General features: G+C 63.9%; 20 protein-coding genes. 17 read left to right on the forward strand and 3 right to left on the reverse strand.

Annotated elements, in window-relative coordinates; genetic code table 11:
- The first annotated feature begins 4 nt into the window (after positions 1–4).
- The 11 genes from rfbA to PQR02_RS20755 all read left to right on the forward strand — a co-directional run bounded on the left by rfbA (position 5) and on the right by PQR02_RS20755 (position 12,442).
- Positions 5–898 carry a glucose-1-phosphate thymidylyltransferase RfbA gene (gene rfbA, locus PQR02_RS20705; RefSeq protein WP_408235002.1) on the forward strand — a complete coding sequence of 298 codons (894 nt, stop codon included), beginning with the start codon at positions 5–7 and terminating at the stop codon, positions 896–898.
- A complete protein-coding gene (gene rfbC / locus PQR02_RS20710; protein ID WP_408235005.1) occupies positions 883–1,434 on the forward strand; it encodes a dTDP-4-dehydrorhamnose 3,5-epimerase in 552 nt (183 codons plus the stop codon). Before rfbA ends, rfbC begins: the two co-directional genes overlap by 16 nt.
- Positions 1,435–1,446: 12 nt before the next feature.
- Positions 1,447–2,373: a dTDP-4-dehydrorhamnose reductase gene (rfbD, locus tag PQR02_RS20715; RefSeq protein ID WP_408235008.1), complete on the forward strand. Its 927-nt coding sequence runs from the start codon at positions 1,447–1,449 to the stop codon at positions 2,371–2,373.
- Positions 2,374–2,690: 317 nt separating this feature from the next.
- Positions 2,691–4,106: a mannose-1-phosphate guanylyltransferase/mannose-6-phosphate isomerase gene (locus PQR02_RS20720; RefSeq protein WP_408235011.1), complete on the forward strand. Its 1,416-nt coding sequence runs from the start codon at positions 2,691–2,693 to the stop codon at positions 4,104–4,106.
- A gap of 1 nt (position 4,107) precedes the next feature.
- Positions 4,108–4,926: an ABC transporter permease gene (locus tag PQR02_RS20725; protein WP_408235014.1), complete on the forward strand. Its 819-nt coding sequence runs from the start codon at positions 4,108–4,110 to the stop codon at positions 4,924–4,926.
- Between the two features lie 4 nt (positions 4,927–4,930).
- The gene (locus PQR02_RS20730; protein WP_408235184.1) at positions 4,931–5,707 is read left to right on the forward strand and encodes an ABC transporter ATP-binding protein; all 777 of its coding nucleotides are present in this window, start codon (positions 4,931–4,933) and stop codon (positions 5,705–5,707) included.
- 275 nt (positions 5,708–5,982) lie between these two features.
- The gene (locus tag PQR02_RS20735; protein ID WP_408235017.1) at positions 5,983–7,365 is read left to right on the forward strand and encodes a phenylacetate--CoA ligase family protein; all 1,383 of its coding nucleotides are present in this window, start codon (positions 5,983–5,985) and stop codon (positions 7,363–7,365) included.
- Positions 7,362–8,939 carry a polysaccharide deacetylase family protein gene (locus PQR02_RS20740; RefSeq protein ID WP_408235020.1) on the forward strand — a complete coding sequence of 526 codons (1,578 nt, stop codon included), beginning with the start codon at positions 7,362–7,364 and terminating at the stop codon, positions 8,937–8,939. Before PQR02_RS20735 ends, PQR02_RS20740 begins: the two co-directional genes overlap by 4 nt.
- The gene (wecB, locus tag PQR02_RS20745; protein ID WP_408235023.1) at positions 8,939–10,060 is read left to right on the forward strand and encodes a non-hydrolyzing UDP-N-acetylglucosamine 2-epimerase; all 1,122 of its coding nucleotides are present in this window, start codon (positions 8,939–8,941) and stop codon (positions 10,058–10,060) included. The genes PQR02_RS20740 and wecB overlap by 1 nt, the downstream gene beginning before the upstream one ends.
- The gene (locus PQR02_RS20750; protein ID WP_408235026.1) at positions 10,053–11,300 is read left to right on the forward strand and encodes a glycosyltransferase; all 1,248 of its coding nucleotides are present in this window, start codon (positions 10,053–10,055) and stop codon (positions 11,298–11,300) included. Before wecB ends, PQR02_RS20750 begins: the two co-directional genes overlap by 8 nt.
- An 11-nt stretch (positions 11,301–11,311) precedes the next feature.
- Positions 11,312–12,442: a glycosyltransferase gene (locus tag PQR02_RS20755; RefSeq protein WP_408235029.1), complete on the forward strand. Its 1,131-nt coding sequence runs from the start codon at positions 11,312–11,314 to the stop codon at positions 12,440–12,442.
- A 102-nt stretch (positions 12,443–12,544) separates the two neighbouring features.
- Here PQR02_RS20755 and PQR02_RS20760 read toward each other — a convergent pair whose 3' ends face one another.
- The 3 genes from PQR02_RS20760 to PQR02_RS20770 form a co-directional block, all read right to left on the reverse strand.
- Positions 12,545–12,958 (reverse strand): GtrA family protein, encoded by a 414-nt coding sequence (locus tag PQR02_RS20760; RefSeq protein ID WP_408235032.1) that lies wholly within the window; start codon positions 12,956–12,958, stop codon positions 12,545–12,547.
- Entirely contained in the window at positions 12,951–13,901 is a 951-nt protein-coding gene (locus PQR02_RS20765) for a glycosyltransferase family 2 protein (RefSeq protein ID WP_408235035.1), read from the reverse strand. The genes PQR02_RS20760 and PQR02_RS20765 overlap by 8 nt, the downstream gene beginning before the upstream one ends.
- Positions 13,902–14,095: 194 nt before the next feature.
- Complete coding sequence (locus PQR02_RS20770; RefSeq protein WP_408235038.1) at positions 14,096–16,342, reverse strand: hypothetical protein; 2,247 nt, start codon at positions 16,340–16,342, stop codon at positions 14,096–14,098.
- Positions 16,343–16,796: 454 nt separating this feature from the next.
- On the opposite strand from PQR02_RS20770, the gene PQR02_RS20775 reads away from it, so the two are divergent.
- The 6 genes from PQR02_RS20775 (at position 16,797) to PQR02_RS20800 (ending at position 21,657) form a co-directional block, all read left to right on the forward strand.
- A complete protein-coding gene (locus PQR02_RS20775; protein WP_408235041.1) occupies positions 16,797–17,177 on the forward strand; it encodes a glycosyltransferase in 381 nt (126 codons plus the stop codon).
- Positions 17,178–17,509: 332 nt separating this feature from the next.
- Positions 17,510–18,523: a glycosyltransferase gene (locus tag PQR02_RS20780; protein WP_408235187.1), complete on the forward strand. Its 1,014-nt coding sequence runs from the start codon at positions 17,510–17,512 to the stop codon at positions 18,521–18,523.
- A gap of 20 nt (positions 18,524–18,543) precedes the next feature.
- Positions 18,544–19,683: an NAD(P)/FAD-dependent oxidoreductase gene (locus tag PQR02_RS20785; protein ID WP_408235044.1), complete on the forward strand. Its 1,140-nt coding sequence runs from the start codon at positions 18,544–18,546 to the stop codon at positions 19,681–19,683.
- Positions 19,680–20,474 (forward strand): NAD-dependent epimerase/dehydratase family protein, encoded by a 795-nt coding sequence (locus tag PQR02_RS20790; protein WP_408235047.1) that lies wholly within the window; start codon positions 19,680–19,682, stop codon positions 20,472–20,474. Before PQR02_RS20785 ends, PQR02_RS20790 begins: the two co-directional genes overlap by 4 nt.
- On the forward strand, positions 20,471–21,304 hold the full coding sequence (locus PQR02_RS20795; protein ID WP_408235050.1) for a sugar phosphate isomerase/epimerase family protein: 834 nt from the start codon (positions 20,471–20,473) through the stop codon (positions 21,302–21,304). The genes PQR02_RS20790 and PQR02_RS20795 overlap by 4 nt, the downstream gene beginning before the upstream one ends.
- The gene (locus tag PQR02_RS20800) at positions 21,301–21,657 is read left to right on the forward strand and encodes an EamA family transporter (protein WP_408235053.1); all 357 of its coding nucleotides are present in this window, start codon (positions 21,301–21,303) and stop codon (positions 21,655–21,657) included. The genes PQR02_RS20795 and PQR02_RS20800 overlap by 4 nt, the downstream gene beginning before the upstream one ends.
- Position 21,658 lies beyond the last annotated feature (1 nt).

The raw sequence follows: 21,658 nt of genomic DNA on the forward strand, positions 1-21,658 counted from the left end.
GGCAATGGCGCGCAAAGGCATTATTCTCGCGGGCGGATCGGGCACGCGCCTGTATCCGATCACGCATGTCGTATCCAAGCAGCTTCTGCCGGTCTACGACAAACCGATGATCTACTACCCACTGTCCACGCTGATGGTGGCGGGCATTCGCGACGTGCTGATCATCTCCACGCCGCAAGACACGCCGCGTTTCGAAGCGATGCTCGGCGACGGCAGCCAGTGGGGGATGAACATCCAGTACGCGGTGCAGCCGTCGCCGGACGGACTCGCTCAGGCGTTCATCATCGGCCGCGATTTCGTGGGCAACGATCCGTCGGCGCTGATTCTCGGCGACAACATCTTCTACGGCCACGATCTCGCGAAGCAGCTCGAACGCGCCAATCATCAGCCCGACGGCGCCACCGTGTTCGCTTATCACGTGCAGGATCCGGAGCGCTACGGCGTGGTCGAATTCGACAAGCAGTTCCGCGCGTTGTCGATCGAGGAGAAGCCGGCCACGCCGCGCTCGAACTACGCGGTCACCGGCTTGTACTTCTACGACCGCCGGGTCTGCGATATCGCCGCGGACATCAAGCCGTCGCCGCGCGGCGAGCTGGAGATCACCGACGTCAACTCGCGCTACCTCGCGAATGCCGCGCTCAATGTCGAGATCATGGGCCGCGGCTATGCGTGGCTCGATACGGGCACGCACGACTCGCTGATCGAAGCGGCCACGTTCATTGCGACGCTGCAAAAGCGCCAGGGTCTGGTGGTTGCGTGTCCGGAAGAGATCGCGTACCGGCGCAGCTGGATCGACGCCGAGCAGTTGCTGGCGCTCGCCAAGCCGCTCGCCAAGAATGCCTACGGGCAGTATCTGCAAAACATTCTTACGGATCACGTCGCATGGCCATCCAGGTAACCGCTACCGCGCTGCCCGAAGTCAAGCTCATCGAGCCGAAAGTGTTCGGCGACTCGCGGGGTTTTTTCTTCGAGAGCTTCAATGCGCTCGAATTCGCCGAGAAAGTCGAGGCGGACGTCGAGTTCGTGCAGGACAATCACTCGCGCTCCGCGAAGGGCGTGCTGCGCGGCCTGCACTATCAGATCCAGCATGCGCAGGGCAAGCTGGTGCGCGTGGTCGAAGGCGAAGTGTTCGACGTGGCCGTCGACATCCGCAAGAACTCGCCGAATTTCGGCAAGTGGGTGGGGGTGACGCTGTCGCTCGAGAACCATCGGCAGTTGTGGGTGCCGCCCGGTTTCGCGCACGGTTTCGTGGTGCTGTCCGAGTCGGCGCAGTTTCTTTACAAGACCACCGACTACTGGTTCCCCGAGCACGAGCGCAGCATCGTCTGGAACGATCCGGCGATCGGCATCGAATGGCCGATCGATTCCGAGCCGCTGCTCGCGGCGAAAGACGCGGCGGGCAAGCGTCTCGCCGATGCCGAAGTCTACGCGTAAGGAGTGGGCCGGATGAGCGCACAGAATGCCAGGCGGACGATTCTCGTCACCGGGGTGAACGGCCAGGTGGGCTACGAGCTCGCGCGCACGCTGCAAGGGCTCGGCACCGTGGTCGCGGTGGACCGCGCCACGCTGGATCTGTCGAATCCCGATCAGATCCGCGCCGTGGTGCGCGACGTGCGGCCCGCGCTGATCGTCAATCCCGCGGCCTACACGGCGGTCGACAAGGCGGAACAGGAGTTCGATCTCGCGATGCGCATCAACGGCGAAGCGCCGGGCGTGCTCGCTGAGGAAGCGAAGAAGCTGGGCGCGGCGCTGATCCACTATTCGACCGACTACGTATTCAACGGCGACAAGGACGGCGAATACGTCGAGGACGATCCAACCGATCCGCAAAACGCATACGGGCGCAGCAAGCTCGCTGGCGAGCAGGCAATCGCGGCGACCGGCGTAAATCATCTGGTGTTGCGCACGAGCTGGGTCTACGGCACGCGCGGCAAGAATTTTCTGCTCACCATGTTGCGCCTCGGCGTCGAGCGGCCCGAGTTGAAGGTCGTCGCCGACCAGTTCGGCGCGCCCACCTGGTGCAATACAATCGCCACGCTGACCGCGCATCTGAGCGCGCAGGCGTTCGCCGCCGAAGACAGCGCGCAGTGGTGGAGCGAGCGCTCCGGTGTCTATCACCTGTGCGCGGGCGACGCGACTTCGTGGCACGGCTTCGCGTCGGCCATCTTCGAATTGGCGGACTTGCCGAACAAGCCGAACGCGCTGCCGATTCCCGCCGCCGACTATCCGACGCCGGCGAAACGTCCCGCCAATTCGAGGATGTCGAACGAAAAGCTCGCGCGCGTGTTCGGGCTGGCCGCGCCGCATTGGCGCGATGCCTTGAAACTGTGCCTGACGGACGGCTTTCCGAAGTCGCCCGCCGCTCGTCCCTGACGCGAGGCCTGAAGCGGCCTCGAACGGGCCTTTACAACCCGCGAGCCTTTCCCGAGGCAGTGCGCCGTGCTGCCTCTCGCTGCTCGCGCAGCCGTGCTGCTTTGCTTGCGTTGTCTGACGTTAGTGAAAGGGGGCAGGGGTAGAATATCGTTCGACAAGGGAGACTCGCGCCGGCCCGTCAACCGGGTGCGGCGCAAAAACAGCCACGGCACAGTCACGGCGCGCGCAGGGTTACCACCCTGCTGACTTCAATGGGTTGTGCTGACTATATCCATGGTCGGCGCGGCTGCGTATAAATACGGTACTGAGAGGACTCTGTGAGTTTGTTACCGATCATCCTATGTGGCGGAGCGGGGTCGAGACTGTGGCCCGTGTCGCGCGAGTCGCACCCGAAGCCGTTCATCCGTCTGGCGGATGGCGAGAGCCTGCTGCAGAAGGCCTTCCTGCGCGCGGTGGCGCTGCCCGGCGTGAAGGAAGTGCTGACGGTAACCAACCGCGAGCTGTTCTTCAAAACCGAAGACGATTTCCGCGAGGTGAACGCGAAGGGCTGTGCCACTTCGTTCATTCTGGAACCGTTCGGCCGCAATACGGCGGCGGCGGTTGCCACGGCGGCCATGCATACGGCCAAAGTGCACGGCGAGCAGACCGTCATGCTGGTGCTCGCCGCCGATCACCTGATCGCGAACCAGGCCGCCTTCGCGGCGGCGGTGGCCGAAGCGCAGAAGCTTGCGCAGGCGGGCAAGGTGGTGACTTTCGGCGTGCAGCCGCTCACGCCTGAAACCGGCTACGGCTACATCGAGGCGGATGGCGACAAGGTCGTGCGCTTCGTCGAGAAGCCGTCGCTCGAGAAGGCGCGCGAGTATCTCGCGTCAGGCAAGTTCGTGTGGAATTCGGGCATGTTCTGCTTCACCGCGGGCACGATTCTCAAGGAGATGCAGCAGCATTGCCCGGAGATTCTCAGCGCAGCGGCCGAGTGCATGGAGAAGTCGCCGTCCGCGGCGGGCAAGCAGGGCGCGCAGGTGCGGCTCGAACCGGGCAGCTTCGGCGCGGTGCCGGAAGTCTCGTTCGACTACGCGGTGATGGAGAAGTGCGAGCACGCGGCGGTGGTGCGTTGCGATCTCGGCTGGACCGACGTCGGTTCGTGGACCGCGCTGAGCGACCTGTCGCCCGCCGACGCGAGCGGCAACCGCGTGGAAGGCGAAGCGCTGCTGCTCGACGTGAAGCAATGCTATCTGCGCGCGAGCGGCCGGCTGATCGGCGCGGTGGGCGTCGAGAACCTGATCGTGATCGACACGCCGGACGCGCTGCTCGTCGCGCACAAAGACCGCGCGCAAGACGTGAAGCAGATTTTCGCGGAGCTGAAGGCGCGCGGCCATGAAACCTACAAGGTGCATCGCACCGTGCATCGGCCATGGGGCACGTACTCGGTGCTCGAAGAAGGCCCGCGCTTCAAGATCAAGCGCATCGTGGTCAAGCCGGGCCAGAGCCTCAGCTTGCAGATGCATCATCACCGCAACGAACACTGGGTGGTGGTGAGCGGCATGGCCAAGGTCGTCAACGGAGAGAAGGAGTTTTTCGTGTCGACCAACGAGTCGACCTATATCCCGGCGGGTCACAAACATCGCCTCGAAAACCCGGGCGTGGTCGAGCTCGTGATGATCGAAGTGCAGAGCGGCGAATATCTGGGCGAAGACGACATCGTCCGCTTTGAAGACATTTACGGACGTACTTGAGATGGATATCAGCTTTACCAACAACACCGAAGACCTGACGCGTCATACCGAGAACGACGATCTGATCGTCGGCATGAAATCGGTGCGGGTCTGGGGCACGCTCGGCTGGCACGACATCCGGCAACGCTATCGCCGTTCGGTGCTTGGGCCGTTCTGGTTCACGCTGAGCACGATCATCATGGTGGCCGTGCTGGGCGCGCTGTACTCCACCTTGCTGCATCAGGAAATATCCGACTATCTGCCGTATCTCGCGGTGGGTCTGGTCGTGTGGGCCTACCTGGCCGCGGTCGCCAATGAAGGCTGCACGGCCTTTATCGGCTCCGCCTATCTGATCAAGCAGATCCGTCTGCCGCTCACCATCCACGTGTGCCGGATCGCGTGGCGTAACTTCGTGATCCTGTTGCACAGCCTGCCGGTGGTGGTGGTGCTGCTGGTCGTGTTCGGCCATTGGCCCGGCTGGGAATTCGTGCTGGTGCCGTTCGCGCTGCTGATCCTGCTGCTGCACGGCGTGTGGCTCGGCGTGACGCTCGGTGTGCTGTGCGCGCGCTTTCGCGACATTCCGCCGATCGTCACCAACCTGATCCAGGTCGTGTTCTTCTTCACGCCGGTCATGTGGTCGCCGGAAATCCTGAAGGACCGCTCCTGGGTCGCCGAATACAACCCGCTGTATCACCTGATCGAAACGGTGCGCGCGCCGCTCACCGGCCGTCCGACACATTGGGAGTCGTGGGCCTGGTCGATCGGCCTGTTGATCGTCGGCTTTGCGTTCGCGCAATTCCTGATGAAACGTTTCCGTAATCGCGTTCCTTATTGGCTTTGATATGGTGAGTTCTTCATCGATTGTCGCTCGTAACATCTCCGTCGAATTTCCGATTTACGAGAACTCCCACCGCTCGCTGAAAAAGGCGGTGCTCAATCTCACGACGGGTGGCCGGATCGGCCAGGATGCTGGCCGCCATGCGATCGTCAAGGCGATCGACGACCTGACCTTCAGCTTCACCGAAGGTGAACGCATCGGTCTGATCGGCCACAACGGCTCCGGCAAGACGACGCTGCTGCGCACGCTGTCGGGCGTCTACGCGCCGGTGCGCGGCGAACTGAAGGTACAGGGCAAGATAGCGTCGCTGCTGGACGTGTCGATGGGTCTCGACCCGGATGCCACCGGCTTCGAGAACATCTATCTGCGCGGCATTCTCGACGGCCTGAAGCCGGCGCGCATCCGCGGCAAGATCGACGAGATCGCCGACTTCAGCGAATTGGGCGATTACCTGAATCTGCCGGTGCGCACTTATTCGAGCGGGATGATGCTGCGTCTCGCGTTCGCGATCTCGACCAGCGTCGAAGCCGACATCCTGATCATGGACGAGTGGCTCAGCGTGGGCGATGCGGAGTTCAGCATCAAGGCCGCCGAGCGGCTGGAGGGCCTGGTCGGCAAGGCAGCGTTGCTGGTGGTGGCGTCGCACGATCCGTCGCTGGTGGCGCGCGTGTGCAACCGCAAGATCTCGATGGAGCACGGCCGGATGATCGCGGACGAACCCGTGAGCCCGCCGGAAAAGAGCGACGCGCCGCTCATCAGTCACGCCGCGCAGTTGCCGCACTGAGATCGCAGGCGAGTCAGCGGCAGCGGCCGCAACTGGATGCGCAAGGGCGCGAAGCGACGAAGGGCAGCGGCATATCGTCGTTGCCCTTCGCGCGCATTCCTCGACGCGTTCCGCGCACCGCGAAACTTTCCGCTCCCTGGCGAGACTTCGCGGCCTCTACAATCATTCGGCGCGCGCGGCGCAAGCCGGACAGGCGTAACCCAAAGGCGCAACTCGGCGGCACGGCCCCGACACGCAACATAGGCGCGCCACAGGCGCAACAAGGTTCGAATTTCATGCGAGCTAACCATCCATTTCTGCGCTACTCCGAATCCCTGCTCGTGCGTCAACCGTTTCGCACGCTGAAGGGTTTCGCGGGCGGCTATATCGCGTATCCGATCGCCGAGAGCCGCGAAAAACGCAGCGTGCGTCCGAAGATCCAGGAGCTGCGCGACCACTACACGCTGCCGATGCCGCATCGCCGCCGCATCGCGCAGGAACGTCTCGCGGGCATGCTCGAATTCGCCGGCGCGAAGGTGCCGTATTACCGCGATCTGTTCCTGGCATTGCGGTTCGATCCGGCCAAGGTCAGGCAGGATCCGCGTTATCTGGATGAACTGCCGTATCTGACCAAGGACATCATCCGCGAGCAGGGGCCGCGCCTGTTGTCAGCGCCGCTCGAAGCGGGGCGTCATCACGTGTGCAAGACCGGCGGCTCGACGGGGCTGTCCACCGTCATCTATTACGACCAGGAAGGCGCGGATTACTCGTCGGCGGTCACGAACTACTGCCGCGAGCGGATCGGCAAGCTGCGCCATCGTTCGGAATTGCACTTCGCGTGCCGTTTCCCGGATCAGGTGGTGCCCGAGTGGCCGTCGCGCGAAGACTTCAAATGCTTCGCGATGAACCGCAGCAACATATTTTTCGACCGCATCGACGACCAGGGTCTCGAAGAAATGTGGCGCACGCTGAAGCGCCGCAAGCCGTATCTCGCGCATTCGCATCCGTCGACCATGTACGCGCTCGCATGCTACGTGCAGCGCAAGTACGGCGGCGGCAAGGCGTTCCAGGTGTTCGAGTCGAGCGGCGAACTGCTCGAACCGCACGCGCGCGAGATGATTGCGTCGGCGTTGCGCTGCCGGGTGATCGATCGCTACGGTCTCGCCGAACTCGGCGTGATGGCCTACGAACTCGACGGTCATGAAGGCGGCTTCCAGATTCTCGAATCCGAAGGCTGGCCGGAAAGCCGCGTGGCGCAAGACAACCCGGACGGCGCGCATGAACTCGTGTTCACGGGCTTCCGCAACAGGCTGATGCCGCTGATCCGCTACGCAACGGGCGACCTCTCGCGCGTGCAGGAAACGGCAAAGGGCTTCGTCCTGACCGACGTGGTCGGACGGATTCACGACGTCGTGCCGATCAACGGCGTGGCGCACCCGACGCACCACATTCAGGACATGCTGGACCATCGCGTCGGAGGGATTCAGGAGTTTCAGATCGACCTGCGCACCACGCCGCCGACCTTGCGGATCGTGCTCGAACCGTCGGCCAATGCGGAAGAGACGAGCGCCAAGCTGCGTCACTTCTGGCAGGACGCATTCACGATCGCCTACGTCGGCCACGACGATTTCGTGCGGGTCGGCAGCCGGGCCAAGTTCCGCCACGTGGTGACCGCATGATCGGCGTGCTGTTTCCCGACCCGGCGGCCGAAGCCGGGCAGTACGTGCTGGCGGCGATGCGGCGCTCGGTCAGCGCGAGCCAGGCGCAAGCGATCTCGCGCGGCACCCTGCGCGATGTCGAACTGGACCTGCTGGTCGCCGTCGACGCGCCCGATGGCTGGAGCGCGGACCTGATCGCCTGGTTGATCGCGCGGCCCCGCAAGCTGGTGGTGTTCGGTCACATGCCGCTCGCGCTCGCCGACTATCTGCGCTACCAGGCGGCGGACTTGCCGGCCGGGCTGGCGGCCGCGAGCCGCGGCGCGTCGGCGCCGTCGGGCGAAGCGCGCGAAAGCGCGGCGGCGGTGCGCTATGGCGCGCTGGCGCAGACGCTGGGCGGCCAGCAGTGGCATCGTCCGTTCGAGCGCTTCGACTTCACCGACGAATGGAACAACCTCGGCTATGGCGCGATCCGCTGCGACGGCTCGATCTGGTCGGTCGGGCAAGCGGTTCAGGTGCCCGCTGAAGTGGAACTGGCGGCGGTCGTCGTGAACGGCGAGCGGCAGTTTTCCTATGCCGCGCTGTGGGACGTGGGCGCGTCGAGCGTGTTGTGGTTCAACCGCGCGGTGGGTCCGTGCGATTCGTTCGAATGGCGCATGGTCGAGCAATTCGTATCGGGACACCGGCCGGACACATTGCCGTGCCAGCCGGTGTTGAGCGAACTGCCATGGGGCTACGACGCGGCGATCACGTCGCGGCTCGATTGCGACGAGGACATCGAATCAGCGCGGCCGCTGTGGCAAGCCTACCAGCGCCTCGGTGTGCCGTTCACGCTGGCGGTCCACACGCAGAATCTGACGCGCGCGGAACAGCACGGCATTCTTCGCGAGCTGCTGGCTGACCGGCAACAGGGCGCGGTGCTGTCGCACACGGCCACGCATGCGCCGAACTGGGGTGGCAGCTACGACACCGCGCTCGCCGAAGGGCGTCAATCGGCCGAGCTGCTCGAAGCGGTGACGGGCGTTCCGGTGCGTTACGCGGTGTCGCCGTTTCACCAGTCGCCGCCGTACGCGCTGCAAGGCCTTGCCGACGGCGGCTATGACGGCTGCATCGGTGGGATCATCCGCAACGATCCGGAGTTTCTGACGGCTCGCGGCGGCGCGCTCGCCGGCTTGCCGGCAGGCTTTGTCGGCCATAGCCAGCAGTGCATGCTGCACGGCGACTGCATGCTCAAGGAAGGCGATCCGCTCGCCGTTTTCAAGCAGGCCTTCGACTACGCCTACGCGACCAACACGCTGTTCGGCTATCTCGACCACCCGTTCTCCGAGCGCTACGCGTACGGCTGGCAGGACGAGGCAGCGCGGATCGATGCGCACGAACGGCTCATCGCGTACATCAGAAGCAAGGTGCGCAAGCCACTCTTTCTGCATGAAGAGGCCGCGCTCGACTTCCTCAGGTTCAGGTCGCTCACACAGATCGTCGAGGTGGATGGCGCGTTTCGCGTCGTCACGCCATCTAATGAAAAAACGCTGCCCCTGGCGCTCGGCGTCGAGTACCGGGGCGCCCACATGCAGGTCGAGGCGGGGAAAGCACTGTAATGAAAGTCATGGTGGTGATGGGCACGCGGCCCGAAGTGATCAAGCTGGCACCGGTCGTGCGCGCGTTGCGCGGCGAATTCGACACGATCGTCTGCGCGAGCGGGCAGCACAAGGACATGGCCGCGCAGGCGCTCGAATTCTTCGGCATCGCACCGGACATCACGCTCGACACGATGAGCCCGGGGCAGTCGCTGAACGCCTTGTCGTCGCGCCTCCTGGCCGCGCTCGATCGCGCGTTGGACGAAGTGCACCCCGATTGGGTGATCGTCCAGGGCGACACGACGACGGCCTTTTGCGCGGGCTTTGCGGCGTTTCATCGCGGCATCCGCGTGGGACACGTCGAAGCGGGACTGCGCACGGGCGACCTCGCGAGTCCGTTCCCCGAGGAAGCGAACCGCAGTCTGCTGAGCCGCATCGCCACGCTGCATTTCGCGCCCACTGAACTCGCGCGTCGCAATCTGCTCGCCGAAGGTGTGGCGGCGGACAAGATCATCGTGACCGGCAATACGGTGGTGGACGCAATAGCCGCGGTGCGCGCAAGCTGGGCCGCGACGCCGCCGCGCAGTCCGCTGCCCGAATGGCATGGCGCGCAGCAGGAGCACATTCTCGTCACCTGCCATCGGCGCGAGAATTTCGGTGACGTGCTGCAGGACATCTGCCGGGTGCTGCGCGATCTGTGCCAGCGCTATAGCGACTACCGCTGGGTGTTTCCGGTGCATCTGAATCCGTCCGTGCGCGCGCCCGTTCATCGCGAACTGGACGGCATTGCGAACCTCGCGTTGATCGAGCCGGTCGACTATCCGACCAGCCTGCATCTGATCAGCGGCAGTGCGGTTGTCGTTAGCGACTCCGGCGGCATTCAGGAAGAAGCGCCGACCTTCGGCGTACCGGTGGTCGTCATGCGCAATCACACCGAACGCCGCGAAGGCGTCGACGCCGGCTTCGCGACGCTGGCCGGCCAGGCCGCGGCGACTATCGAAAGCGCGGTGTGCGGCTGGCTCGACGACCCGGCGCGGCGCGCCGCGCTGCGCAATCGTGCGAATCCGTATGGCGACGGGCTGGCCGCGCAGCGCATCGTCGCGAGTCTGCAGGGACGACCGGTCGAGGTGTTCATTGGTTGACGGCAAGGACACCGCGTTGGCCGCCCAGGACTGCGTGCTGTTTTCCACCGCCGATTGGGACGAACCGTACTGGACCAACAAGCAGCACACGGCGAGCATTCTGGCCGCGCGCGGCTGGCGCATCCTGTATGTGGAGAGCGTCGGCTTCCGTTCGCCGAAGGTCGGCAGCGGCCGCGACTGGGCGCGCCTGTGGCGCCGTTTGTGGCGCGGCGTGCAGTCGCTCGTGCTGGGTCCGCCGCAGCGCGCGGAAAACGTCTGGGTGCTGTCGCCGTTGATGGTGCCGGCCGGCCATCACCTGCCGTTCGTGCGCGCGCTGAACCAGGCGTTGCTGCGCTTTTCCGTGAGCCGTTTCGCCAGGTCGCGGCGCTTTAAAAAGCCGGTGGTCTGGACGTATCACCCGTACATGCTCGATGCGATCGGGACACTGCCGCGCGGCCCGCTCGTCTATCACTGCGTCGACGATATCGCGGAGATTCCGGGTGTCGACGTGGCGGCGTTCCGCAGCGCGCAGCAGGCGCTGCTCGGCCGCTGCGAGGCGGTGTTCACGACCGCGATGTCGCTGAAGGAAACCTGCTTGGCGTTCAACCGCAACACGCATTTCTTCGGCAACGTGGTGGACGACGCGCACTTCGGCGAAGCGCGCGCCGAAGGTCCGGTGCCGGCCGAGCTTGCCGCGATCCCCGAGCCGCGCCTCGTGTATCACGGCGTGCTGTCGGACTTCAAGGTTGACTTTCCGCTGCTGCTGCAAACGGCGCAGGCGCGGCCGCACTGGCAGTGGGTGATCATCGGCGAAGAGCGCGAAGGGCAGCGCAGCGAGATGCTCGCGCAACTGGCGCGCTTGCCGAATGTGCATCTGCTCGGCTATCGCCCTTACCGGACACTGCCGCAGTACTTGCGCGGCATGCAGGTCGGCGTGCTGCCGACGCTGCTGAACGACTACACCCGCTCGATGTTCCCGATGAAGTTCTACGAGTACCTCGCGGCCGGCTTGCCGGTCGTGTCGACCCCGCTCGATTTCGCGAAGGAGCCGCGCGTGGGTCTCGAAGTGGGCGGCGACCTCGACGCGTTCGTCGCGGCCATCGACAGGCAGTTGGCGCGCGGCAAGCTGAGTGCGGACGAGGCGCGCGCGGCCGTCGGCGAGAACACGTGGGAAGCGCGGCTCGACAAGATGCTGGCCATCACGTTCAGCGGCCGTGCCGCGAGCAACGGCAGTCCGGCTTCGCTGGACGCGGCTGCGTGAGTGGCGACGGCATGAAAGTTCTCCACATCTATCGCACGTATTTTCCCGACCCGCCGGGCGGCCTGCAGGAAGCGATCCGGCAGATCAGCCTGTCCACGCGCGCATGCGGCGTCGATCCGCGCATTTTCACGTTGTCGCCCAATCCGGTGCCGCGCGACATCCGGTTTCCCGAGGGCGTCGTCACGCGCTCGCGCTCGTGGGCCGCGCCGGCATCGTGCGATCTCGGCGGCTTCGAGTCGCTGCGCCAATACCGCGCGCAGGCCGAACAGGCCGACGTGCTGCATTTCCACTTTCCGTGGCCGTTCGCGGACGTGCTGCATCTGCTCGGACGCGCGCAGAAGCCGGCGGTGATGACCTATCACTCCGACGTGGTGCGCCAGCGCGCGCTCGGCTATGTGTACGGACCGTTGATGCGCTCGACGTTGCGCTCGATGTCGGCGGTTGTCGCGACTTCGGCCGTGTACGCGCAGAGCAGCGCGGTGCTGACCAGCGTCGTCGATAAACAGCGTTTGAAGGCGATTCCGCTCGGCATCATCGACTATCGCGACGACCCGCAACTGGGCCGCTTTGCGCCGTCCTGTCTCGACCGCCTCAAGCTCGGTACCGGGCCCTATGTGCTGGCGCTGGGCGTGCTGCGGTACTACAAGGGGCTGCACACGCTGATCGAGGCGGCGCCGTCGATCCCTTGCAAAATCGTGATCGCCGGTTCCGGGCCCGAGATGGAGCGGCTGACCGAACTGGCGAAGCAGGTGGGCGCGTCGAACGTGGTGTTCGCGGGGCAGGTATCGCACGAGGAGAAGGTCGCGCTGCTGAGCGGCTGCCGCGCGCTGGCAATGCCGTCGCACCTGCGCTCGGAAGCATTCGGGATGGTGCTCGTCGAAGCGGAAATGTTCGGCAAGCCGATGGTTTGCTGCGAGATGGGTTCCGGCACCTCGTATGTGAACGAGCATGGGGTGACCGGCTTCGTCGTGCCGCCGGAATCGCCGGTGCAGTTCGCGGCGGCGGTTAGTGAACTGGTCCGTGACGAAGCGCTTGCGGCGCGCATGGGTGCGGCCGCGCGTGAACGGTATGAACGGCTGTTCTCGGGCCCGGCATTGGGTAACGCGTATCGCGCGCTCTATGAAGAGGTCCTTGCGCGGTAGCCGGTTTTTGCCGTGCGGGCATCCGGCTATACGTGCGGTATGGCCGGAGCGGGGTCAGTCCATTGCTCGTCGAGCGCCGGTCGATCCACGGCCAATAGCCGGTCATTCAGCGTTCTCTTGCGAGGCCGCCTTGAATACCCAAAGCTTGGCGGTGGCGAAGTTCACGAACATGCCGGCGATCGAACCGACGGCGACGGCCAGCAGCGGGCTCGCCGCACCGTGAGGCAGAAGATGCAGCGCCGCTGCATAAGCGCCATAGTTGCACACGCCGCCGAGCGACATCGCTGCCAGGTACTGACACCACTCGCGCCAAAGGGACACGTGCTGGTTCGGCGCGAAGGTGATGCGGCGATTGATCTGCCAGGTGACGAACGCGGCGCTGATGAACGAGATCACACGCCCCACATAGGGCCCGCAGCCGAGCGCCAGCGCTGCGTAGAGCACGCCCGCATCGACCACGAAGCCGATCGCGCCGGCAATGGCGAAGCGGATGAATTCGCTGTGCAATCTAGGCACTGTGGCTCCGGGACCGCAGAGCGGGGATCGCGAGATAAGCAATGCGCTTCAGTTCGTTTCTTCCATGCGTGACCGTGTCGAGCACGATCCCGCAGATCAGCAGGATCGCGCCCAGCAGCATCAGCACGGTACTGAGAATGAAAGTAGGAATACGCGGTACGAGTCCGGTTTCAACATAAGTGGTGAAGACCGGAATGGCCAGCGCGATGGACAGCAGCGTACAGACCACGAAGCCGGCCGTGAAAAAAGCAAATGGCTTCTCCGACTTGAACAGCTTCAGGATCATCACCAGGATCCGGAAACCGTCGCGATAGGTGTTGAGCTTGCTCTCCGAGCCTTCGGGCCGCGATGAATAGCGCGTTTCGACTTCCGCCACGGGCATGCGCATGCCCAGCGCGTGGACCGCCAGTTCCGTCTCGATCTCGAACCCTTTGGAATGCGCAGGGAAGGTCTTCGCATAGCGACGCGAGAACACACGGTAGCCCGACAGCATGTCCATGAAGGTCTTGCCGAAAATCGTCGCCGCGCATTGCGTGAGCAACACGTTGCCGAACCGGTGACCCAGCCGGTAAGCGGTCTGCTCATCGCTCAGGCGGGAGCCGACGACCATGTCCAGCCTGTTCTCGATCAGCAGGTCGACGAGCATCGGTGCGGCCGAGGCGTCGTAGGTCGCATCGCCGTCCACCATCACGAAGACGTCCGCCTCGACGTCCGCGAACATGCGCCGCACGACGTTGCCCTTGCCTTGCAGCGGCACGGCAATCACCTGGGCTCCGGCGGCGCGGGCGACTTCGGCCGTGTTGTCTTTCGAGTTATTGTCGAAAACGACGATGTCGGCCGCAGGCAGGCTTTTCCTGAAGTCCTGCACGACGGCGCCAATTGCAGCGGCCTCGTTGTAGCAGGGAATGACGACGGCAATGCGAATCGCGGGAGTTTCAACCATATTCTATGGAGTGCTTTCAGGTGGCGTCTTGCGTTGGGCGAAGGCCGCCTGTGAACGGGTGAGGCGGCGCCGGGACAGCAGCGTCGTTTGGGCAATTTTACCTCAAGCCGTATTGAGGTCCGAATGGCGGGGAGGGCGGCGCGCCGTGCACGAACCGCACAGCACGCCATTCAGAGGCGGGCGAGGTGGCGCGCTCAGGCAGCCGCTCGCGCCTTTCGATCCCGCAGGCCAAACAGCGCGTCGATGACGAACACGAGGCAGCCGAGCGCGAAGGCGAGGTAGGCCCACTTCATGTGCATCGGCAGGAATGCGAAGCGGATCTCGGAATGGCCTGCCGGCAACTCGATTTGCTGGAAGATTTCTCCGCTGCGCGCAATCGGCGTGTCGCTGCCGTTCACGGTGGCGCGCCAGCCGGGCATGAACAGCTCGAGACGCAACAGCTTCGACGGCGCGTCGCACTGCGCCTGAACCGCATCACGGTCCTGCGGCGTCAACGTGCAGCCGGGCGCGCTGAAGTAGGGCGCCGGAGAGGGCAGTTCGAAAATCCGCATGACCTCGTCGTGAAACACCTCCTTGAGCGCCGGCTTCGGTGTGCTGGCCAGATAGCGGCGCAGACCCGCGTAGTCGGGGGAATCGATGTTGCTCGTCACCAGCGCGTAGCGCACGCCGATGCGCTGGTAAGCATCCAGATTCGCGATCAGGCTGTCCGCGGCGGATGGCCCCTTCGGATCGATACGCGTGCTGCCGGGAATGGGGGCCTGGTTGCTGTCCAGATGCGCGTTGATGTAGCTGCCCCAGTCCTTGGGTGCGGGCAGGTCGTTATAGTTGATCGACGCGATGCCGAAATACGAGCCATAGTTCGGCGCGACCGGCCCGAACGTCGCGAAGCGGTTCAGGCCCAGGTGGTCCTGAAGGTATTGCACGCCCGCGAGGTGCACGGTCGAATGCAGGGGATGACTCAGCGTCGGCACCAGGAAATACACCACGCTTTCGATGATCAGCACCGTCGCGAGCGCCGCGCTCGGCGACCTGATCTCTTCGGCGCGCCACGCGATGATCGCAAGGGCAAACAGAATGGCGAGGCCGAACACCGCACCGCCGCGAGCGATGGTCCCCACAGGCACGATGCCGTGGTGGACCATCGGCACCAGGCTGAGCACACACGCGAGGGTGGTGGCCACGACCGCGAGCTTCAGGCGCGTCGAGCGGACTTGCGAATTGAGATCCGTCAATGCGAGCGCCGACAACACGCACAGCGCGAGTTCCCACGACGGCGGGAAGTAGCGGAAAAATGCGGCGAACTTAAGCCCAGGGATCACGCGCACGAGCGAATGGATGCCCGGTACGCCGTAAGTCATGCCAAGCGTCACGACAACCCACACCGCGAGCGCGATCCGCAAACTGCGCAGGCGCTTGCCGAACATCCCATAGAACGCCAGCACGGAAAGCGCGCAGCCGGCGTAGCCGCCAATCGCCCCCCAGAAACCCTCGGTGCCCGGCAACTGGAAAATGCCGCCGAACGCATAGGGCATCCAGGTGCCGAGCACGGTGGCGCGCTGCATGTACACGGTCGCGTAGCCGTCGCCTTCGTGGACGCCCGCACTGGCGAGGGGCAGGTAATCGAAGAAGGCCAGCACGACGGGCGCCGCGATGGCCAGCCCGACCAGTCCGCCCACGCCGACGTGGACCAGAAAACGCAGTTTCACCGCGCGCGGCAGCGATGCCGTGCGCACCAGTGTCCAGACCGCGATCAGCAGCCCATTCAGATACGCGACTTCCGGAAAGCCCGCATAGAGCGCAGCGGCGATACCGATGATGATCCACGCGACATTGCCGCGGCGCCCCGCCGTGAGGCGTTCGTGCAGACTTTCGATGCCGTACAGCACCATCGGCAGAAACGGAACCGGATTGACGATCGCGTTGGCGAGCCACGCGAACGTGCCGTTGAATTCGTACGCCAGCGCGCCTGCAAGCGCGGCATATGGCGCGCATCCAAGCTTGCGCAGCAACGCCCAGGTCGAAAGCCCGGCGATGATCTGCAGCGAGAGGTGCATGTAGAGCTGGCCGTCCGGCAGCGCGAGCAGCATGTTCAGCGGCGACAGCGCGGCCGCCTGCATTTCGCCCGCTAGAGGAGCGCCCACGCCTTCCAGGTGGTTCCACCACGGCAGGTGCCCGGCCAGGACCTCCATGGCCGCGCGGTAGCCGAGCGCGTGGCTGGTGAAGGCGATGTTGGGATCGATGGTCGGGTACGGAGGAAATCCGCCCATCGGTCCCGGCAGCAGGTTGGTGGCGATTCCGCTGTACAGCGCGACCGGATCGGAGATCAAGAGGTTGAACAGCAGCGGTGCCTTGACCAGCAGCGGGGCGAGTATGACGATGACAACGCATATCGCGAGCTGGCGGCGTTGCGACAGTCCGTCGACGGAATCGGTAGGATGCATATGCGATATAGATGGATTAAGCGCGCCATCCTAGCATTTCACTTACATGGACGGGCATATCCCAAATCTTTCACGGCGCTGCGTCCGCGGGCCCCTCGTTACGCACATCTATCGGGTCAGGATGCGGAGGCCCGGCACTGCAAATCAGCGGGTAGGACGTCCTTCATGCCGGCGAAAAGCATGTAGTGGTTCGGCCGGATTCGCACCCGCTGCGAGCACGTCGGGGTTGGCAGCGAGATATTCGCGTGGCTCGAAGCCCGGTGGCAATGGGTCGGGTGGGGTCCAGTTCGCTGGGCTGTCCGCACGCGCGCGGTGTTGCGGGTGCACTCCTGCCCTTGCCCGGAACGCAGCTCTGCGAGCATGCGGCGCGCGCGCCAGAACGGGATCTCCGGCGGCGCGTTGCTGGGTGCGCGTTCCATTTGCTGCCAGTTATCGGCGATATAGTCGCGGTCGCATGACCGTCGCATCCCGACGGAAAATTCGAATTCGTTGTGACGCATGTCGCAAAAGCTTTCGCGCGCTGGTGATGCCGTCGCACTCGCGCTGGGAGGCGTTCGGGATGGTGCTCGTCGAAGCGGAAATGTTCGGCAAGCAGTTGGTCTGCTGCGAGATGGGTTCCGGCACCTCGTATGTGAACGAGCATGGGGTGACCGGTTTCGTCGTGCCGCCGGCGTCGCCGGTGCAGTTCGCGGCGGCGGTCAATGAACTGGTGCGCGACGAGGCGCTTGCGGCGCGGATGGGTGCGGCCGCGCGGCAACGGTATGAACGGCTCTTTTCCGGGCCGGCGTTGGGGAATGCGTATCGTGGGCTTTATGAAGAGGTATTGGCGGGGTAACGCGGCTTGGACAGCGCATCACGCGCCACGCTTACACTCTGAAACAACTTGCGATAAACAGCCGGTGACGGCATAGTTGGACTCGTTTTTCCGGCCTGGCAAGGGTGGCGAAAGCCATTTCCAGCTAGGTTTGCGCGAAACCGCGCGCGGCGGGCAAGGCGGCGGACGCCGCCGCAACTCCCGGCTCCATTGTGCTGGCACTTTTTGGCAACGCAGGTACAGCAGGTCGATCCTTGCCATTTAATGTTCTGAGAGAGCTTGGCGTTGGAAATTCACAGATCGGTTGCGCGCAGGCCGAGTTATTCCCAAGGGGGCATGTAGTGTTTTTCCCGGTGTTTTTGTCCGTTGTATTTGTCGTTCGCAACCAGGCGCGGGATCTCGAAGCAATGCTGAAGGATGCTGCCGCGGTCATGGGCACGCTCGTCAGCGACTATGAGCTGATTGTCGTGGACAACGCGTCCGACGACGACAGCGTCTCCGAGCTCAAGCAGCTCGCGGGCGAACGCGGCTTGCCGAATCTGCAGGTGTACGCGTTGACCAAGGAGGTCGATTCGGACACGGCCTCGTGGGTGGGTCTGGAAAACGCGCTCGGCGATTTCGTCGCGGTCGTCGACCCGTTGATCGACGACATCCGCTTCCTGCCGACCATGCTCGATAAAGCGGCGAGCGGCGCGGATGTGGTGTTCGCCGCGAACCAGCAAAAGCCGGTGCAAAGCTGGGCCTACCGCGCCTGTCTGAGCGCGTTCAACGCGTTGTACAAATGGTCGAACGGCGTACACCTGGCCAAAGATGCGCCGCAGTACCGGCTGCTCAGCAAACGAGTGATCAATTTCATGCTGCAGCATCCGATGCCCGCGCTGACCTACCGCTATCTGCCGGCCACCGGCGGTTTCGCGCGCGCGAACCTGACCTACAGCGCGCCACCCAAGGCCGCGCATGCGAAGCGTTTGTCGCACAGCATCGATCGCGGCATCCGCCTGCTCGTGTCGACCACCAAGGCGCCGATGCGGCTCGTGACCGCGCTTTCGCTGTTCGGCGCGGTGTCGAACCTGATCTATTCGATCTACGTGATCGCGATTGGTCTCTTGAAGTCGAACGTGGCGCCAGGCTGGGTGACGCTGTCGCTGCAGCAGTCCGGCATGTTCTTTCTGATTTCGCTCGTGCTGCTGGTGCTCGGCGAGTACATCCTGCAAATGGCGCGGCTGAGCAACGAAGGTCCTCTGTACCATGTTGCGCAGGAATTCACGAGCAGCGTGATGACTCGTCGTCAGAAGCTGAATATCGAAGACGTCAGATTGCCTGAGCCACATCGCGTGGACGTGAACGACTCGCTGCATTCCTCCTGAGGGAACGGGAGGATCTGCTCATGCAAGATGCTGTAGTCATCGGCGGCGGCTTCTACGGAACGGCGATCGCGATCTACCTGAAGAAGCAGCGAGGCCTGAAAACGGTGACGTTGATCGAGCGCGAGCCGGCCTTGCTCGCGCGCGCTTCGTACAACAACCAGGCGCGTGTCCACAACGGCTATCACTATCCGCGCAGCTTCACGACCGCCTTTCGCAGCCGTGTCAACCTGCCCCGTTTCGTCCGCGATTTTCCTGATGTCGTGAAGCGCGACTTCACCAAGGTCTACGCAATCGCGCGGCGCAATTCCAAGGTGACGGCTCGGCAGTTCGAGCGCTTTTGCCGCGAGATCGGCGCGAGCCTCGAACCGGCTCCGCTGCAGATCCGCGAGCTGTTCGAACCGCGCCTGATCGAGCAGGTGTTTCTGGTCGAGGAGTACGCGTTCGATTCGACCAAACTCGCGGACTGGGCGAGGCGCGAACTGACCGAACTCGACGTCGAAGTGAAGCTGAACGCGCGGGTCGAGCGTATTCATCGGCAAGGCGAAGGTTTCGTGCTGGAGTGCGACGATGCGAACCGTTCGACCCTGCATGCCAAGTATGTCTTTAACTGCACGTATAGCGGTTTGAATCAGTTTGACGGCGATTTTCGCGGCACGCAAACGAAGCTGAAACACGAGATCACCGAAATGGCGCTGGTCGAGACCGTGCCGGAATTGCGCGGGCTTGGCATAACCGTGATGGACGGCCCGTTTTTCTCGATGATGCCGTTTCCGGCCCGCGGCCTGCATACGCTCTCGCACGTGCGCTACACGCCGCATTCGAGCTGGATGGATGCGCCCAGCGAGGACCCGTACAAAAGATTGAACGAGTACGAGCGCGACAGCCGCGTGGACCGCATGGTGCGGGACGTGGGTCGCTACTTTCCCGCGGTTTATGATGCGCGTTACGTCGAGTCGCTCTTCGAGGTGAAAACGGTCCTCGTCAAAAACGAAGGAGACGACGGCCGTCCGATATTGTTCGAGCAATACCCCGCATCGAATGGCCTCTATTCGATCCTGGGCGGCAAGATCGACAACATCTACGACGTGCTTGAGAAGCTGGACGCGGAGACCTTCGTGTCCACTTCGCAAACACAAACGGTATTGGGAACAGGCAAATGAACGATGCACTGATTGGCTGTACGGGGTTTGTGGGATCGACCCTGCTGAAGCAAAAACATTTCGACGCGCAATTCCGGTCGACCAACATCGAGCAGATTCGCGGCTCGTCGTTTGACCTCGTGGTCGGCGCGGGCGCGCCGGCGCAGAAGTGGATCGCCAACGCCCAACCCGAGGTGGACCGCGAGAAGATCGAAGGGCTGATCGATCATCTGTCGACGGTGCAGTGCGATACGTTCGTGCTGATCAGCACGGTCGACGTATTCAAGAATCCGCTCGGTGTCGACGAGAACACGCCGGTGGATGAAGACGGCCTGCATGCTTATGGCTTGCATCGGCGCCTGCTAGAAAAATTCGTCGAGACGCGCTTTCCCAACCATCTGATCGTCCGTCTGCCTGGCCTCGTCGGACCGGGCCTGCGTAAGAACGTCATTTTCGATTTCCTGAACGACAACAATCTTCACACCATCGACAGCCGCGGCTCGTTCCAGTTCTATCCGATGGTGAACCTGTGGCACGACATCCAGACCGCTCTCGCCGCCGGTCTGAAGCTCGTGCATCTGACCGCCGAGCCGATCACCGTGGCTGAAGTCTCGCAAGCGGGCTTTGGCAAACCGTTCGAGCAGGCAACGGTCGCGCATCCCGCGAGCTACGATTTTCGCACCGTGCATGCCGGCCTGTTCGGCGCCACTGGCCCGTATCAGTACAGCAAGCGCGAAACCACTCAGGCGGTCCGCGCGTATGCGCAGTCCGAGCCGCTGAAGGCCACCGGCGAAGCGGCGGGGCGCGCATGAGAATCGCCATATCGAATATCGCGTGGGAAGTCGCCGACGATCAACGGGTTGCGGATATCTTGCGGCAGCATCACGTCGATGCGATCGACGTGGCTCCCAGCAAGTATCTTCCTGACCCGAAGACAGCCGACGCGGCGGATATCGCGCGCGTGCGCGCATGGTGGGCCGAGCGCGGCATCGAGATCACGGGGATGCAGTCGTTGCTGTTCGGCACCACCGGCCTGAACCTGTTCGGCACGGTTGAATCGCAGCAAGCGATGCTGGAGCACTTGCGGGTGGTGTGCCGGGTCGGCGCGGGCCTCGGTGCGCAACGTCTCGTGTTCGGCTCGCCGCGCAATCGTGATCGCACCGGCATCGCCGACGACACGGCGCACGAGATCGCGGTAACGTTCTTCCGCCAGTTGGGCGACATCGCCGCCGAGCAGGGTGTGTTCGTGTGCCTCGAACCCAATCCGCCGTGCTATGGTGCCAATTTCATGACCAACAGCCACGATACCGCGACGGTCGTGTCAGCGGTCGCGCATCCGGCGATCCGCATGCAGCTGGATACGGGCGCGGTCACGATCAACAAAGAAAACGCGCGCGATGTCGTGACTCGATACGCGCACCTGATCGGCCACGTACACGCCAGCGAACCGAATCTCGTCACGCTTGGCGAGGGCGGAACGAATCACCGCGCAGTGGCCGTGGCGTTGACCGAACTCTTGCCGGAGCAGGTGGTGTCGATCGAAATGCTCGCACCGAAATCCGGCTCAGCCATGGACGCGGTTGAGCGTGCCGTCGGCGAGGCCGTTCGATGCTATCGCGGGGACGGCGGAGCGTCCGCATGAAATGGCTGATTCTGGTGTTGGGCATCGCGTCGAATGCTTCCGCAAGCGTATTGGTCAAAATCGCGATGATGCCGCCACGGCGCTTTCCGAGTCCCAGCGATCCGATCGGTGCGCTCAAGAACGGGCCGTTCTGGCTCGGCCTCGCGCTGTATGGCGCGGCCTTTCTGCTTTACGCGGCAGCGCTCAGCAGATTGCCGCTGAACGTTGCTCAACCGGTGCTGACCGCCGGCGCGATCGCGACTGTCGCGATCCTGTCGGTGGTGATATTTCGTGAGCCTTTTCCCTGGACCGTCGGTGCGGGGATCCTGTTCATCATCGCAGGCGTCGCACTCATTACGGCCCGCGTAGGGTGAG

The organism is Paraburkholderia sediminicola, assembly GCF_046026895.1.
Lineage (GTDB): Bacteria > Pseudomonadota > Gammaproteobacteria > Burkholderiales > Burkholderiaceae > Paraburkholderia > Paraburkholderia sediminicola_C.